Below are 14342 nucleotides of genomic sequence, written 5' to 3'. Positions count from 1 at the left end.
CATCGGGGGGCCGGAGGGGGAAACGTTGGACATGGCCAACATCCTGCCCTCTTTCACCCCCGGATCGGGAACTGAGTAAAGCCTCAGTAAGTTGCATGAGTGGGCTCTACGATCGCGGGGCCTGCTCAATCGACAGCTAACTTCGAGGTGCGCACCTTGGCTTTCCAGATGCCGGACCGCGGCGGAGGCCCGTCCGGGCCACGGATCAGAGTCGGCCGGCCGTCCCGCCGCGTCCGGACCCTGCTCATGACATTGGGCATCCTGGCCGTGCTGGCCATGATCTTCGTCATGTTCGCCGGGTTCTGGACGGACTGGCTCTGGTACCGCTCGGTGCACTATTCGTCCGTCTTCACCACCACCCTGTGGACCAAGATCGGCCTGTTCTCCTTCTTCGGCGTCCTGATGGCCGTGGCCGTCGGGCTGAACATCTGGCTGGCGCACCGGCTGCGACCGCCGCTCAGCGCGATGTCGCTGGAGCAGCAGAGCCTGGACCGCTACCGGATGGGCATCGCCCCGTTCAAGAAGTGGCTGCTCCTCGGCATCGCCGCGCTCGTCGGCCTGATCGCCGGGGCCTCCGCCTCCGGGCAGTGGCGCACCTGGCTGCTGTGGGTCAACGGGGTGCCGTTCGGGCAGAAGGACCCCCAGTTCCATCTGGACGTGTCGTTCTACGCCTTCGACCTGCCCTGGTACCGGTTCCTGGTCGGCTTCGGCTTCGCGGCGACCGTGCTGTCCCTGATCGCCGCGGCCCTCACGCACTACCTGTACGGCGGGCTGCGGATCACCAGCCCCGGAGCGCGGGCCACCGGCGCCGCCACCGGGCACCTGTCGGTGCTGCTCGGCGTCTTCGTCGTCCTGAAGGCCGTGGCGTACTGGCTGGACAGGTACGGCCTGGCGGTGAAGTCCAGCGACTTCAAGGCCAGCAGCAACTGGACGGGTCTGCGGTACGTGGACGCCCACGCCTATCTGCCGGCGAAGACCATCCTGTTCTGCATCGCCGTCATCTGCGCGCTGCTCTTCTTCGCGACGCTGTGGCGCCGCACCTGGCAGCTCCCGGTGATCGGCTTCGGCCTGATGGTCCTCTCGGCCATCCTGATCGGCGGGCTCTACCCGGCGATCGTGCAGAAGTTCCAGGTCCAGCCGAACGAGCAGGCCAAGGAAGCGCCGTACATCCAGAAGAACATCGACGCCACGCGCGAGGCGTACGGCATCGACCGCACCGAGGTGCGGGACTACAAGGGGACGACGGCGGCGGAGGACAACGCCAAGCTGCGCGCCGACGCCGACACGGCGGCCAGCTACCGGCTGATCGACCCCAACGTGGTCACCCCCGCCTTCCAGCAGCTCCAGCAGGAGCGCAAGTACTACCAGTTCGCCGTACCGCTGGACGTGGACCGCTACACGGACAAGGACGGCAAGGAGCAGGACACGGTCGTCGGGCTGCGTGAGCTGAACCTCAACGGCATCGACAAGCGCAACTGGATCAACGACCACTTCACCTACACCCACGGCTACGGGATGATCGCGGCCAAGGGCACCAGCGTGGACTCCACGGGCTCCCCGGACTTCACCGAGTCGGGTCTGCCCACCGCGGGCCGGTTCGACCGGTACGAGCAGCGGATCTACTACGGCGAGAAGACCGAGCAGTACTCGATCGTCGGCGGTCCGCAGAAGGAGCTCGACTACGAGTCCGAGGGCAAGGGCCAGAAGACGACGAGCTTCGACGGCAAGGGCGGGGTCAGCCTCTCCAACCCCTTCAACCGCGCCGCGTACGCGGTGGCCTTCAGCGAGCCGCAGATCCTGTACTCGGGAGCCATCGGCGAGGGCTCGAAGATCCTCTACAACCGCACCCCGAAGCAGCGGGTGGAGGCGGTCGCCCCGTGGCTGACCATCGACGGCGACCCCTACCCCGCCAAGATCGGCAACCGGATCCAGTGGGTCGTCGACGCGTACACCACGACCAACGGCTATCCCTACGCCTCGCGTACGACGCTGGGCGAGACGACGGCCGACTCGCTGACCACCCGCCAGCGCGCGGTGGTGGCCCAGCAGAACCAGGTCAACTACATCCGCAACTCGGTGAAGGCCACCGTCGACGCGTACGACGGCACGGTGACGCTGTACCAGTGGGACACCAAGGACCCGGTCCTGAAGACCTGGATGAAGGCGTTCCCGCACACGGTGAAGCCGAAGGCCGCCATCCCGGACGACCTGCTCGCCCATCTTCGCTACCCGCAGGACATGTTCAAGGTCCAGCGCGAGCTGCTGACCCGGTACCACGTCACGGACCCCGTGCAGTTCTACAGCGGCAGTGACGCCTGGCAGGTGCCGGACGACCCGACCAACAAGGACGGCGTCGCGGTCCCGCCGTACTACCTGTCGATGAAGATGCCGGGCGCCGAGACGCAGGGGAACAAGTTCTCCCTGACGACGACGTTCACGCCGAACGGACGGCCCAACCTGGGCGGGTTCATGGCGATCGACGCGGACGCGGCCAGCAAGGACTACGGCACGATCAGACTCCTCCGGGTCACCGACAACGTCCAGGGCCCCCAGCAGGTGCAGAGCAAGCTCAACGGCCTCCCGGAGGTCGCCGAGTTCGTCCGCAACCTGCGCGGCAGCGACTCCGAGATCGACTACGGCAATCTGCTGACCGTGCCACTGGGCGGCGGGTTCCTGTACATCGAGCCGGTGTACGCGCGCGGTGGCTCCGCCAACTACCCCCTCCTGAAGAAGGTCGGCGTCTCCTACGGGGACAGGACCGTCTTCAAGGACACCCTGGCGCAGGCGCTGAACGCGGTGTTCGGCGTGGACGGCGCCGAGCCGCCCGCGACCAAGCCGCCGACGGACACCACCAAGCCGCCGGCCACCGGGACCAATGCCACGGTGGAACAGGCCATCAAGGACGCCCAGAAGGCGTACGACGACGGCCAGAAGGCGCTGCAGAAGGGCGACTTCGCGGCGTACGGCAAGGCCCAGCAGGACCTCCAGACGGCGCTCCAGCGGGCCGCCGAGGCCGAGTCCAAGGCGAAGGGGACCTCCGGAGGGGCCCCGGCCGGCGGCTCCGGCGGGGGAGGGAGCGGCTGAGTACCGGGCCCTTCGGCCGATTATCCGGTCGGGCTCCGTCCCGCGTCGTGATACGTTGTGTTCACCGACGCGGGGTGGAGCAGCTCGGTAGCTCGCTGGGCTCATAACCCAGAGGTCGCAGGTTCAAATCCTGTCCCCGCTACTCACGGACGAGGGCCCGGATCCATCAGGATCCGGGCCCTCGTCGATTTGCGCTGTCCGGATGTGCCTCTGCTGCGTTTGGCTTATCTCTCTGTGGGCATGTCGACAAAACGCTGAAGTGACCTCTCTGGCTGCGGTATACCAGGTGTACGCGGGTAGCTGGTGGTGCGACGATGGTATTTATGGGGGACAGGGCAACTCTGTTGGAGACAGGGCGGTTTGCGCGGATGCGCTCCGATGACGCCGCCGATGCCGAGACCGAGGCACGGCACCGGCGCGCGGCCGACTGCGGCGACGCCGCGTCCATGAGCGTTCTCGGATCCCTGCTGCTGCGCCGCGGCGACCTCGACAGCGCCGAGCCCTATCTGCGCGGCGCCACCGCCGAGGGCGACCGCGCCGCGGCCAACAACCTGGGCGTCCTGCTGCACCAGCGCGGATACGCCGACGAGGCGGCCGGCTGGTGGCGCATCGCCGCCGTCGCCGGCTCCGCCGCCGCGGCCCACGCGCTGGGCCGGCACTACCGTGAGCGCGGCGACGAGCCGGCCGCCGAGTACTGGCTGCGCCAGTCCGCCGAACAGGGCCACGCGCTGGGGGCGTACGCCCTGGCCGACCTGCTGGAGCACCGCGGCGACGTGGGCGCCGAGCGCTGGCTGCGCGCCGCGGCCGAGCAGGGCCACCGGGAGGCCGCGTACCGTCTCGCCCGGCTCATCGACCGGCGCGGCGAGCGTGCCGGCGCCGAGCCTGACATCGCTGTCGAGCCCGAGGCGGACCCCGGGGCCGGCAGCGCCGAGGCCGAGCAGTGGTACCGCCAGGCCGCCGCGCGCGGGCACCGGCGGGCCGCGCTGCACCTCGGCGCGATCCTGGAGAAGCGCGGCGAGCTGAAGGAAGCCGGGCGCTGGTACCTCACCTCGGCCAAGGACGGCGAGGCCAAGGCCGCCTGCGCGCTCGGCTTCCTGCTCCGGGACGCGGGCGACGAGGAGAGCGCGGCCGTGTGGTGGCTGCGCGCCGCCCAGGACGGCGACGGCAACGCCGCCAACGCGCTGGGCGCCCTGCACGCGGCCCGGGGCGAGACCCAGACCGCCGAGCGCTGGTACCGCGCCGCGATGGACGCCGGGGACGACAACGGGGCGTACAACCTGGCGCTGCTCTGCGCCGCCCAGGAGCGCACCGCGCAGGCCGAGCAGTGGTACCGGCGCGCCGCCTACGCGGGCCACCGCGAGGCGGCCAACGCGCTCGCCGTGCTGCTGCTCCAGGCCGGCGACGCGACCGGCGCCGAGCCGTGGTTCTCCAAGGCGGCCGAGGCGGGGAGCGTGGACGCGGCCTTCAACCTGGGCATCCTCTTCGCCAGCCGCGACGACGACCGGACCGCCCTGAAGTGGTACGAGCGGGCGGCGGCGGCCGGGCACACCGAGGCGGCCCTCCAGGTCGGCATGGCGCTGCTGCGGGACGGCGAGGAGGCCGCGGCCGAGCGGCATCTGCGCTGCGCGGCGGGCGGCGGCAGCGCGGAGGCGGCGTTCCGGCTCGCCACCGTCCTCGACGCGCGCCAGCCGCCGCCGGGCGCGCCGGTCCTCGGCGAGCCGGTGGCCGAGAAGACGGAGTGCGAGGAGTGGTACGAGCGCGCCGCGGCCCAGGGCCACCGGCGCGCCCAGGTCCGGGTCGGCATGCTGGCGGCGGCCCGCGGCGACCAGGAGGGCGCCGCGCGCTGGTACCGGGAGGCGGCCGAGGCGGGCAGCCGCAACGGCGCCTTCAACCTCGGGCTGCTGCTGGCCCGCGAGGGCCGCGAGCGGGAGGCGGCGCTGTGGTGGGCCCGGGCCGCCCACGCGGGGCACGGGCGCGCCGCGCTGCGGCTCGCGCTGCTCGCCGCGCGGTGCGGGGAGCTGGCGGAGGGCAAGCGGTGGTGCGCGCGGGCGGTGGAGCTCGGTCCGGCCGAGGTGGCGGAGCGGGCGGCCCGGCTGCGGGAGGCCCTGCACGAGGAGCTGACGGCGTAGCGCCGCGCCAGCGGGGGGCGGCCGATCGGGTTTGCGCTGGTCCGCACGGTGACGTACTGTTGGGTTCACCGACGCGGGGTGGAGCAGCTCGGTAGCTCGCTGGGCTCATAACCCAGAGGTCGCAGGTTCAAATCCTGTCCCCGCTACCAAGTATTCAGGGCCCGGATCCAATAGATCCGGGCCCTGAGTCGTTTCTCGCCGCAAGGGGGCGCGGGGAGACCGCCAGCCCGGCCGCGCACGGACCGCAGCGGAAACCGGGCCCGTCCTCGTCCGCCGGCAACCCGACGCCGCCGCCCTAGGCCGTGGCGCAGTCCGGGCAGACCCCCCGGTAGGTGACCTCTACGTCGGACACCGTGAACCCGAAGCGCTCCGCCGCGGGAAGTTCCGCCAGCGGGTCGCCCGTCGGGTGGACGTCGCGGATCGCGCCGCACAGGGCGCAGACCAGGTGGTGGTGCGGCCGGTGCGCGTTCGGGTCGTACCGCTTGGCGCGGCGGTCCGTCGAGACCTCGATGACCTCACCCAGCGTCACCATCTCGCCCAGCGTGTTGTAGACGGTCGCGCGGGAGATCTCGGGCAGCTTGGCCACCGCGCGCGCGTGGACCTCGTCCGCCGTCAGGTGCATGTGGTCCCCGTCGAGGACCTCGGCCACCACACGCCGCTGGGCCGTCATGCGCCAGCCGCGTCCGCGGAGTCGTTCAAGGAGGTCACTCATAAGGGCCAGCCTAACAGTCGGGGGAGCGTATCCCGAACGGGTGTGACTTTGGATTGCTGTTTGATTTGGACAAAGTCCATTGTAGGATCGGATACGACACAGGCCAAGGGACAGGACTCGCAGGAATGACGCAGCAGGCGCACGTGACGCAGGGACCGCTCACCACGGAGGCCGGCGCGCCGGTGGCCGACAACCAGAACAGCGAGACCGCGGGGGCCGGCGGCCCGGTGCTCCTCCAGGACCAGTCGCTCCTGGAGAAGCTCGCGCACTTCAACCGGGAGCGCATCCCGGAGCGCATAGTCCACGCCCGCGGTGCGGGCGCGTACGGTACGTTCACGGTGACCCGGGACGTCACGCCGTGGACGCGCGCCAAGTTCCTCTCCGAGGTCGGCAAGCAGACCGAGACGTTCCTGCGCTTCTCCACCGTGGCCGGCAACCTCGGCTCGGCCGACGCCGTGCGCGACCCGCGCGGCTTCGCGCTGAAGTTCTACACCGAGGAGGGGAACTACGACCTGGTCGGCAACAACACGCCCGTCTTCTTCATTAGGGACGCCATCAAGTTCCCCGACTTCATCCACACCCAGAAGCGCGACCCGTACACGGGCTCCCAGGAGGCCGACAACGTCTGGGACTTCTGGGGTCTGAGCCCCGAGTCCACCCACCAGGTGACCTGGCTCTTCGGTGACCGCGGCATCCCGGCCACGCTGCGCCACATGAACGGGTACGGCTCGCACACGTACCAGTGGAACAACGAGGCGGGCGAGGTCTTCTGGGTCAAGTACCACTTCAAGACCGACCAGGGCATCAAGAACCTCACCCAGGCCGAGGCCAACAAGCTCGCCGGCGAGGACCCGGACAGCCACCAGCGCGATCTGCGCGAGGCGATCGAGCGCGGCGACTTCCCGTCCTGGACGGTGCAGGTGCAGATCATGCCGGCGGCCGACGCGGCGACCTACCGCTTCAACCCGTTCGACCTCACCAAGGTGTGGCCGCACGCGGACTACCCGCCGATCGAGATCGGCAAGCTGGAGCTCAACCGCAACCCGGAGAACATCTTCGCCGAGGTGGAGCAGTCGGTCTTCAGCCCGGCGCACTTCGTGCCCGGCATCGGCCCGTCCCCCGACAAGATGCTCCAGGGCCGCCTCTTCGCATACGGCGACGCGCACCGCTACCGCGTCGGCATCAACGCCGACCATCTGCCGGTCAACCGTCCGCACGCCACCGAGGCGCGCACCAACTCCCGTGACGGTCAGCTCTACGACGGCCGCCACAAGGGCGCGAAGAACTACGAGCCGAACAGCTTCGGCGGCCCCCAGCAGACCGGCCGTCCGCTGTGGCAGCCGGTCCCGGTCGGTGACGTGACGGGCAGCCACACCGCCCCGCTGCACGCCGAGGACGACGACTTCGTCCAGGCGGGCAACCTGTACCGGCTGTACTCGGAGGACGAGAAGACCCGGCTGATCGAGAACCTGTCGGGCTTCATCGCCAAGGTCTCGCGCGACGACATCGCCGAGCGCGCGATCGAGAACTTCCGCAGGGCGGACGCAGACTTCGGCAAGCGGCTGGAGGCCGCGGTCCAGGCCCTGCGCGGCTGAACAGCACTGGATCGCTTGCCGTAGGCAGTCGGAGGGCCGGTTCCCCGAGGGGGCCGGCCCTCCGCGCGTGCCCCGGGGCGTGCGCACGTCCTTGTGCGCGGTCGCGCTCCGTGCGCGCTCGCGCTCCGTGCGCGCTCGCGCGCGCTCGTGGTGTTTCAGCCGACCAGTTCGGCCGGGTGGCGCCGGGTGGGCGCCCAGCAGCGGATGATGTCCCGGACCGAGACCACGCCGACCGGGCCGGCCCCGTCGAGGACGATCAGATGCCGGAAGCCGCCGTGCGCCATCGCGTCGGCCGCCTCCTCCAGGGTCCAGCCCGGCGCCGCGAAGACGACGTCGGTGGTGGTGTGGGTGCTCGCGGTCTCCCGGTCCGGGTCCTGGCCCTGGCCTAGGGAGTTGAGGATGTCGCGCTCGGTGAGGATGCCGAGCCCGCTGGTGTCGGGGTCGAGGACGACGGCCGCTCCGACGCGGCGCGCGGCCATCAGCCGGGCGGCCTGACGGAGGGTGTGCGCGGGTCCGATGGTGAGGACCACCGTGCTCATGGCGTCACGGACGAGCATGGATGGAGCCACCTCCTTGGTGAACCCCCGTGGCCCCGCACGGGAGTACGGGAAACGCGAACGGATTCACAAGTTCACAAGTGGGGGGACTCCTAGAGTGGCATCCACGGCCGCACGTCAACAAGAGGGTGGTAGAGGTCAGTTGAGGGGCGCGTAAAAGTACGACCCACGCCCCTCTGGCGCCCCAGTCGCGGGCCCGCGCCGGGGCCGCGACTCAGTCCCCGGTGCCCACGTGGTTCAGCAGCTCGTCGTGGAGCAGGCCGTTGGAGGCCGCCGCGTCGCCGCTGTGCGGGCCCTCCCTGCCGTCCAGACCGGTGAAGACGCCGCCCGCCTCCTGCACCACGATCACGTTCGCCGCCATGTCCCACAGCGACAGCTCCGGCTCGGCGCAGATGTCCACCGCCCCCTCCGCGACCAGCATGTACGGCCAGAAGTCGCCGTACGCGCGCGTGCGCCAGCACGCCCGGGTCAGGTCCAGGAAGTCGTCGAGCTTGCCGCGCTCCTCCCAGCCGCTCAGCGAGGAGTACGCGAACGAGGCGTCCGCGAGCCGGGAGACGTTGGAGACCCGCAGCCGGGTCGCCTGCGACAGACTGCGGCCGGTGTACGCGCCATGGCCCTTCGCCGCCCACCAGCGGCGGTTGAGCGCGGGCGCCGACACCACGCCCACCACCGGCCGGTAGCCGCCCTCGCCCGCCTCCATCAGTGCGATCAGCGTCGCCCAGACCGGCACCCCGCGCACATAGTTCTTCGTGCCGTCGATCGGGTCGATCACCCAGCGGCGCGGACCCGTGCCCTCCAGGCCGTACTCCTCGCCCAGGATCGCGTCCCGGGGCCGCGCCCGCTGGAGATGGCCGCGGATCAGCTCCTCGGCGGCCTTGTCGGCCTCGCTCACCGGCGTCATGTCCGGCTTGGTCTCGACCTTCAGGTCGAGCGCCTTGAACCGTTCCATCGTGGCGGCGTCGGCGGCGTCCGCGAGGACGTGGGCGAGACGCAGATCATCGTGGTAGTCGGGCATGGCCACACCGTATCGACCGGCACCTGCGGGGACCACATGGCCCGGGATGCGGACACCGGCCAAGGTCCCTCCACCGCCCGCCGCGGCTATTGACAGTGCGGGGGCGCGCGTCAACTCTGAGGACGGCCCGCTCGCACGGCCCGGGGAGGCGCGATGCCCACAGCGCGGGAAGCCCTACTGGACGCCGCCGTATCGGCGCTCTCGGCACGGCCCTGGTCGGCGGTGCGGATGGTGGACGTGGCCTCGGCCGCAGGAGTGTCCCGGCAGACGCTGTACAACGAGTTCGGCAGCAAGGAGGGCCTGGCCCGCGCCCTGGTGCGGCGCGAGGCCGACATCTATCTGCGCGGCGTCGACCGCGTCCTCGCCGAACGGGCGGTCCCGGCCGACCGGCTGGTCGCCCTCGTCGAGTGGACCGTGCGCTCGGCGCGCGCCAGCGCGCTGATCCGGGCGCTGCTCACCGGCTGCCGGGACGAGCGGCTGCCCGCCCCGCGCGGCCCCCGCACGCTGGGCGCGCACTCTCCCGTACCGGCGCAGCGCCGCGCGGACGCCGGGGTTCCGGGGCCCTCCGAGCTGGTGGCGACGGTACGGGACCGCTCGCTGGCGGCGCTGGAGAAGGAGCTGCCCGGGGTGGAGCCGGGGGAGCTCGCCCGCTGCTGCGAGACGGTGGTGCGGCTCGCGCTGTCATATGTCATGGCGCCGGACCCGGGACCGCCCGCCGGGCCCGGCGGGAGCGGGCACGCGGCCCATGTCCGCGCGGTCCTGGCCCGTACGCCGGTGCGGCCCGGGCCGTGAGCACGCGCGCCGGGCCGGAAGGTCCGTGCGGGCGGCCGGGGCCTCAGTGCGCCGAGCCCGAGATCTGCAGGCCGATCACGCCCACGATCACCAGCGAGATCGACACCAGCTTCAGCGTGGAGACCACGTCACCGAGGAAGACCATGCCGTAGATCGCGGTGCCCGCCGCGCCGATGCCGGTCCACACCGCGTACGCCGGACCCACGTCCAGCTTCCTCAGCGACAGGGTGAGCAGGCCGAACGAGCCCAGCGCGAACGCCGCGAAGGCGATGGTCGGGGCGATCCGGGTGAAGCCGTGTGACAGTTTGAGACAGACAGCGAACCCCGTCTCCAGGATTCCGGCGACCACCACCAGCAGCCACGCCATGTCCAAGCCCTCCCGCAACACATAGGTGACTGCTCGTCATCGCTAGGGCGATTATGCACTCGCCGCCCGTCAGTCGCCCTCGTGGCGCTCCCGGGTGGAGAGCAGCCGGCGCAGCGAGTAGAGCCGCGCCGGGTCGGCGTGCCCCTCGGCGACCCAGGCGTCCAGCGCGCACTCCGCCTCGTCGTGGCTGCACGCGCGCGGGCAGTTCTCGGTGCCCGGCACCAGATCCGGGAAGGCGAGGATGACCCGGGACGGGTCGACGTGGTGCAGGCCGAACGACCGTACGCCCGGGGTGTCGATCACCCAGCCGCCGTCGCTGCTCGCCAGCGGCAGCGCGAGGGCCGAGGTCGTGGTGTGCCGGCCGCGGCCGGTGACCGCGTTGACATGGCCGGTGATACGCCGGCGGTCCTCCGGGACCAGCGCGTTGACCAGCGTCGTCTTGCCGACGCCGGAGTGGCCGACGAACGCGGTGACCTTGCCGCCGAGGTGCGTGCGCACCCGGTCCGCCGCGTCGCCGCTGTAGAGCTCCTCGCGCGAGGTGACCACGTGCGGGACGCCCAGCGCCCCGTACATCTCCAGGAGTTCGTCCGCCGGGGCCAGGTCCGACTTGGTCAGCACCAGGAGCGGGGTGAGCCCGGCGTCGTACGCGGCGACCAGACAGCGGTCGATCAGCCGGGGACGCGGCTCGGGGTCGGCGAGGGCGGTGACGATCGCCAGCTGGTCGGCGTTGGCGACGATCACCCGCTCGAACGGGTCGTCGTCGTCCGCCGTGCGGCGCAGCACCGAGCTGCGCTCCTGGATGCGGACGATCCGTGCCAGGGTGTCCTTCTCGCCCGAGAGATCACCGACGATCATGACTCGGTCCCCGACCACCGCGGCCTTGCGGCCCAGCTCGCGGGCCTTCATCGCGGTGACCGTGCGGCCCTCGACGAGACAGGTCAGCCGCCCCCGGTCGACGGTGAGGACCATGCCCTCGCAGGCGTCCTCGTGCTTGGGGCGGATGGTGGTGCGGGGACGGTTGCCCTTGCGGTTCGGGCGGACCCGGATGTCGTCCTCGTCGGGGTTCTTGCCGTAGCGGCGCATCTGCTCAGGCCCCGCTCAGTTTCCGGCCCCGGTCAGCATCTCGGTCCACATCCGCGGGAAGTCGGGCAGCGTCTTGGCGGTCGTCGCCACGTTCTCGATCCGGACGCCCTCCACGGCGAGGCCGATGATCGAGCCGGCCGTGGCCATGCGGTGGTCGTCGTACGTGTGGAAGACGCCGCCGTGCAGAGCGCGCGGGCGGATGTGCAGACCGTCGGCGGTCTCGGTGACATCGCCGCCGAGCTCGTTGATCTCCTTGGTGAGGGCCGCCAGGCGGTCCGTCTCGTGCAGGCGCAGATGGGCGACCCCGCGCAGCGTCGAGGGCGAGTCGGCCAGCGCCGCCACCGCCGCGATGCCCGGGGTGAGCTCGCCGACCTCGCCCAGGTCAACGTCGATGCCGTGGATCGAGCCCGAGCCGGTGAAGACCAGGCCCCGCTCGGTCAGCTCGCAGGAACCGCCCATCTCGGTGAAGATCCGCCGCAGCTGGTCGCCCGGCTGGGTGGTGCGCCCGGGCCAGTCCGGGATCGTCACCCTGCCCCCGGTGATCAGGGCGGCGGCCAGGAACGGCTGGGCGTTGGACAGGTCCGGCTCGACCGTGAGGTCGCGGCCGAGCAGCGCGGACGGCGAGACCCGCCACACGTTCGGCTCGCCGCCGGTCTCCGGCTCGTCCACCTGCGCGCCCACCGAGCGCAGCATGTCGACGGTCATCCGGATGTGCGGCATGGACGGCAGGGTGGCCCCGGTGTGCCGTACCTCCACGCCCTGGTTGAAGCGGGGCGCGGAGAGCAGCAGCGCGGAGACGAACTGGGAGGAGGAGGACGCGTCGATCCGGACCCGGCCGCCGTCGAGGGCGCCGCTGCCGTGCACGGTGAGCGGGAGCGCGCCCCGGCCGTCGTCGTCGATCCGCGCGCCGAGCACGCGCAGCGCGTCGATCACGCCGTTCAGGGGCCGTTCGTACGAGCGGGGGTCGCCGTCGAAGCGGACGGGCCCGTCGGCGAGCGCGGCGACGGGGGGCAGGAAGCGCATGACCGTACCGGCGTTGCCCACGTCGATGGTGGCCGGGCCGTGCAGACCGGCGGGGATCACCCGCCAGGCCTCGCCGGAGCCGTCGGGGCCCACGCCCTCCTCGATGCCGACGCCGAGGGCGCGCAGCGCCTCGGCCATCAGCAGGGTGTCCCGGGAGCGCAGGGGGCGCCGCAGCCAGCCGGGCTCGGCGGCGAGCGAGGCCAGCACCAGCGCCCGGTTGGTGACCGATTTCGATCCGGGCACGGTGACCGTCGCGTCGACGGCTCCGCTTGCTACGGGGGCGGGCCAGAGGGCGGGGTGCACGGGCGTTTCGGTCATGGCTCTCACTTTAGTGGGGGGAGAACCTAGAGTCCGAGCAGCCACCGTCCGCCGCCGATGAGCGAGCAGACCGAGACGGCGTGGAAGAGGAAGAGCCAGAGCGCCGGTGGTACGGACGTGAGCCGCGCCAGCTGGTCGGCGTCGGAATCGCCGTTGTTGTGCCTGCGCCGCTTGGCCTGGAGCTCGAAGGCCGGCCGTACGCCGCCGAGGAGCAGGAACCACACCACCGCGTACGCGAACGCGGACTGCACATCGGGCGAGGTCAGCCAGGACACCAGCAGGAAGGCGGCGCCGCTGAGGACCACGGTGAGCATGCCGTAGAGGTTGCGGATCATCACCAGCATCGCGAGCAGCAGGGCGGTGGCGAGCCAGAGCAGCAGGGTGACGCGGTGGGCCGCGAGCAGCCAGGCCCCGCCGAGGCCGAGCAGCGGGGGAGCGGTGTAGCCGGCGGCGGCGGTGAGGATCATGCCGAGGCCGGTCGGGCGCCCCCGGCTGACGGTGAGGCCGCTGGTGTCGGAGTGGAGCCGGATGCCGTCGAGGCGGCGGCCCGTGAGCAGGGCCACCAGGCCGTGGCCGCCCTCGTGGGCGATGGTGATCGCGTTGCGGGACAGCCGCCAGACGCCGTGCGGCAGGACGACGGCGAGGGCGGCTATCCCGGTGGCGACCACCAGCCACTGGGCGGGGGCGGCCTGGGTGCCGAAAATGTGCAGGTCGGGCATTTCGTCGGCCATTTCCGGGACGGCTCCTCGTGGTCGGCTGCCGCGTGGCAGGGTGACGGTCATGTGTGGGAGGTATGCGGCGAGTCGTAGCCCCGAGGATCTCGCGGGCGTCTTCGAGATAGAGAAGTGGGACCCCGATCCGGGCGAGACGCTGGCGCCCGACTGGAACGTGGCCCCGACCAAAGAGGTCTACGCGGTCCTGGAGCGTCCACTGAAAGACGCGGACGACCCGCGTCCGGTTCGCCAGCTGCGGAAACTTCGCTGGGGCCTGGTGCCGTCCTGGGCGAGTTCGCCGGACGGGGCGGCCCGGATGATCAACGCGCGGGCGGAGACGGTGCACGAGAAGCCGTCGTTCCGGCGGCCCTTCGCGGCCCGCCGCTGCATCATCCCGGCCGACGGCTACTACGAGTGGGTCACCGGGGTGGACGAGCGGGAGCTGGAGGTCGAGGGGAAGCGGAAACGGCCGCGCAAGCAGCCGTACTTCATCTCCCCGGCGGACGGTTCGGTGTTCGCGATGGCCGGGCTCTACGAGTTCTGGCGGGACGCCTCACTGCCGGACGACCATCCGCGCGCGTGGTGGGCGACCTGCTCGGTGATCACGACGGAGGCGGAGAAGGGGCCGCTGGGGGTGGCGCCCGCGGAGGGGCCGTCCACGCTGTACTCGATCCATCCCCGGATGCCGCTGATGCTGCCGCCGTCGCGGTGGGACGCGTGGCTGGACCCCTCCTCGACGTCCGTGGAGGAGCTCCGGGGGCTGCTGGCTCCCCCGCCGGAGGGGCTGATGCGGGCGTACGCGGTCTCGACGGCGGTCAGCAATGTGCGCAACAACGGGCCGGAGCTGCTGAAGGAGCTGGCGGGGCCGGAGGAAGGGACGCTCTTCTAGCGGGCCGCGCCCGCTGGTGGGGCGTGCGGGAGCGCGGCGGATGCCCGTCCGCCGGGCAGGATGGG

At 71.6% G+C, this 14342-nt stretch carries 12 protein-coding genes and 2 tRNA genes; 7 read left to right on the top strand and 7 right to left on the bottom strand.

The features are described from left to right. Positions 1-168 precede the first annotated feature (168 nt). The 4 genes from ACJA3G_RS03625 (at position 169) to ACJA3G_RS03610 (ending at position 5362) form a co-directional block, all read left to right on the top strand. Positions 169-3084, top strand: coding sequence for a UPF0182 family protein (locus ACJA3G_RS03625; RefSeq protein WP_406551385.1), 2916 nt, complete (start codon positions 169-171; stop codon positions 3082-3084). Between the two features lie 68 nt (positions 3085-3152). Next, a tRNA-Met gene (locus tag ACJA3G_RS03620) sits at positions 3153-3226 on the top strand. A gap of 172 nt (positions 3227-3398) precedes the next feature. Continuing rightward, the gene (locus ACJA3G_RS03615) at positions 3399-5213 is read left to right on the top strand and encodes a sel1 repeat family protein (RefSeq protein WP_406551384.1); all 1815 of its coding nucleotides are present in this window, start codon (positions 3399-3401) and stop codon (positions 5211-5213) included. Positions 5214-5285: 72 nt separating this feature from the next. Further along, positions 5286-5362, top strand: a tRNA-Met gene (locus ACJA3G_RS03610). A gap of 146 nt (positions 5363-5508) precedes the next feature. On the opposite strand, the gene ACJA3G_RS03605 is transcribed toward ACJA3G_RS03610, so the two are convergent. Further along, on the bottom strand, positions 5509-5925 hold the full coding sequence (locus ACJA3G_RS03605; protein ID WP_406551383.1) for a Fur family transcriptional regulator: 417 nt from the start codon (positions 5923-5925) through the stop codon (positions 5509-5511). Positions 5926-6050: 125 nt separating this feature from the next. Here ACJA3G_RS03605 and ACJA3G_RS03600 point away from each other — a divergent pair, with 125 nt between their 5' ends. Next, positions 6051-7520: a catalase gene (locus ACJA3G_RS03600; RefSeq protein ID WP_406551382.1), complete on the top strand. Its 1470-nt coding sequence runs from the start codon at positions 6051-6053 to the stop codon at positions 7518-7520. 155 nt (positions 7521-7675) lie between these two features. Here the strand turns inward: ACJA3G_RS03600 and ACJA3G_RS03595 are convergent, their stop codons facing one another. After that, positions 7676-8077, bottom strand: coding sequence for a cyclic nucleotide-binding/CBS domain-containing protein (locus ACJA3G_RS03595; protein WP_406551381.1), 402 nt, complete (start codon positions 8075-8077; stop codon positions 7676-7678). Between the two features lie 214 nt (positions 8078-8291). Continuing rightward, complete coding sequence (gene hisN, locus ACJA3G_RS03590; protein WP_406551380.1) at positions 8292-9092, bottom strand: histidinol-phosphatase; 801 nt, start codon at positions 9090-9092, stop codon at positions 8292-8294. Positions 9093-9245: 153 nt separating this feature from the next. Here hisN and ACJA3G_RS03585 point away from each other — a divergent pair, with 153 nt between their 5' ends. Continuing rightward, positions 9246-9884, top strand: coding sequence for a TetR/AcrR family transcriptional regulator (locus ACJA3G_RS03585; RefSeq protein ID WP_406551379.1), 639 nt, complete (start codon positions 9246-9248; stop codon positions 9882-9884). A 43-nt stretch (positions 9885-9927) separates the two neighbouring features. On the opposite strand, the gene ACJA3G_RS03580 is transcribed toward ACJA3G_RS03585, so the two are convergent. From ACJA3G_RS03580 to ACJA3G_RS03565, 4 genes are all read right to left on the bottom strand, one after another. After that, on the bottom strand, positions 9928-10251 hold the full coding sequence (locus ACJA3G_RS03580; protein ID WP_358832395.1) for a multidrug efflux SMR transporter: 324 nt from the start codon (positions 10249-10251) through the stop codon (positions 9928-9930). Between the two features lie 69 nt (positions 10252-10320). Further along, the gene (gene rsgA / locus ACJA3G_RS03575; protein ID WP_406551378.1) at positions 10321-11334 is read right to left on the bottom strand and encodes a ribosome small subunit-dependent GTPase A; all 1014 of its coding nucleotides are present in this window, start codon (positions 11332-11334) and stop codon (positions 10321-10323) included. Positions 11335-11349: 15 nt separating this feature from the next. Beyond that, a complete protein-coding gene (gene aroA / locus ACJA3G_RS03570) occupies positions 11350-12675 on the bottom strand; it encodes a 3-phosphoshikimate 1-carboxyvinyltransferase (protein WP_406551377.1) in 1326 nt (441 codons plus the stop codon). 26 nt (positions 12676-12701) lie between these two features. Next, entirely contained in the window at positions 12702-13406 is a 705-nt protein-coding gene (locus tag ACJA3G_RS03565) for a M50 family metallopeptidase (RefSeq protein WP_406551376.1), read from the bottom strand. Between the two features lie 49 nt (positions 13407-13455). Between ACJA3G_RS03565 and ACJA3G_RS03560 the strand changes: the two genes are divergently transcribed. After that, complete coding sequence (locus ACJA3G_RS03560; RefSeq protein WP_406551375.1) at positions 13456-14277, top strand: SOS response-associated peptidase; 822 nt, start codon at positions 13456-13458, stop codon at positions 14275-14277. The last annotated feature ends 65 nt before the right edge of the window (positions 14278-14342 follow it).

Origin of the sequence: Streptomyces sp. YS-3 (assembly GCF_045257485.1) — a bacterium.
Taxonomy (GTDB): domain Bacteria; phylum Actinomycetota; class Actinomycetes; order Streptomycetales; family Streptomycetaceae; genus Streptomyces.
The sequence above is the reverse complement of the archived record's forward strand: the minus strand, read 5'-3'. Positions and strand labels throughout refer to the sequence as shown.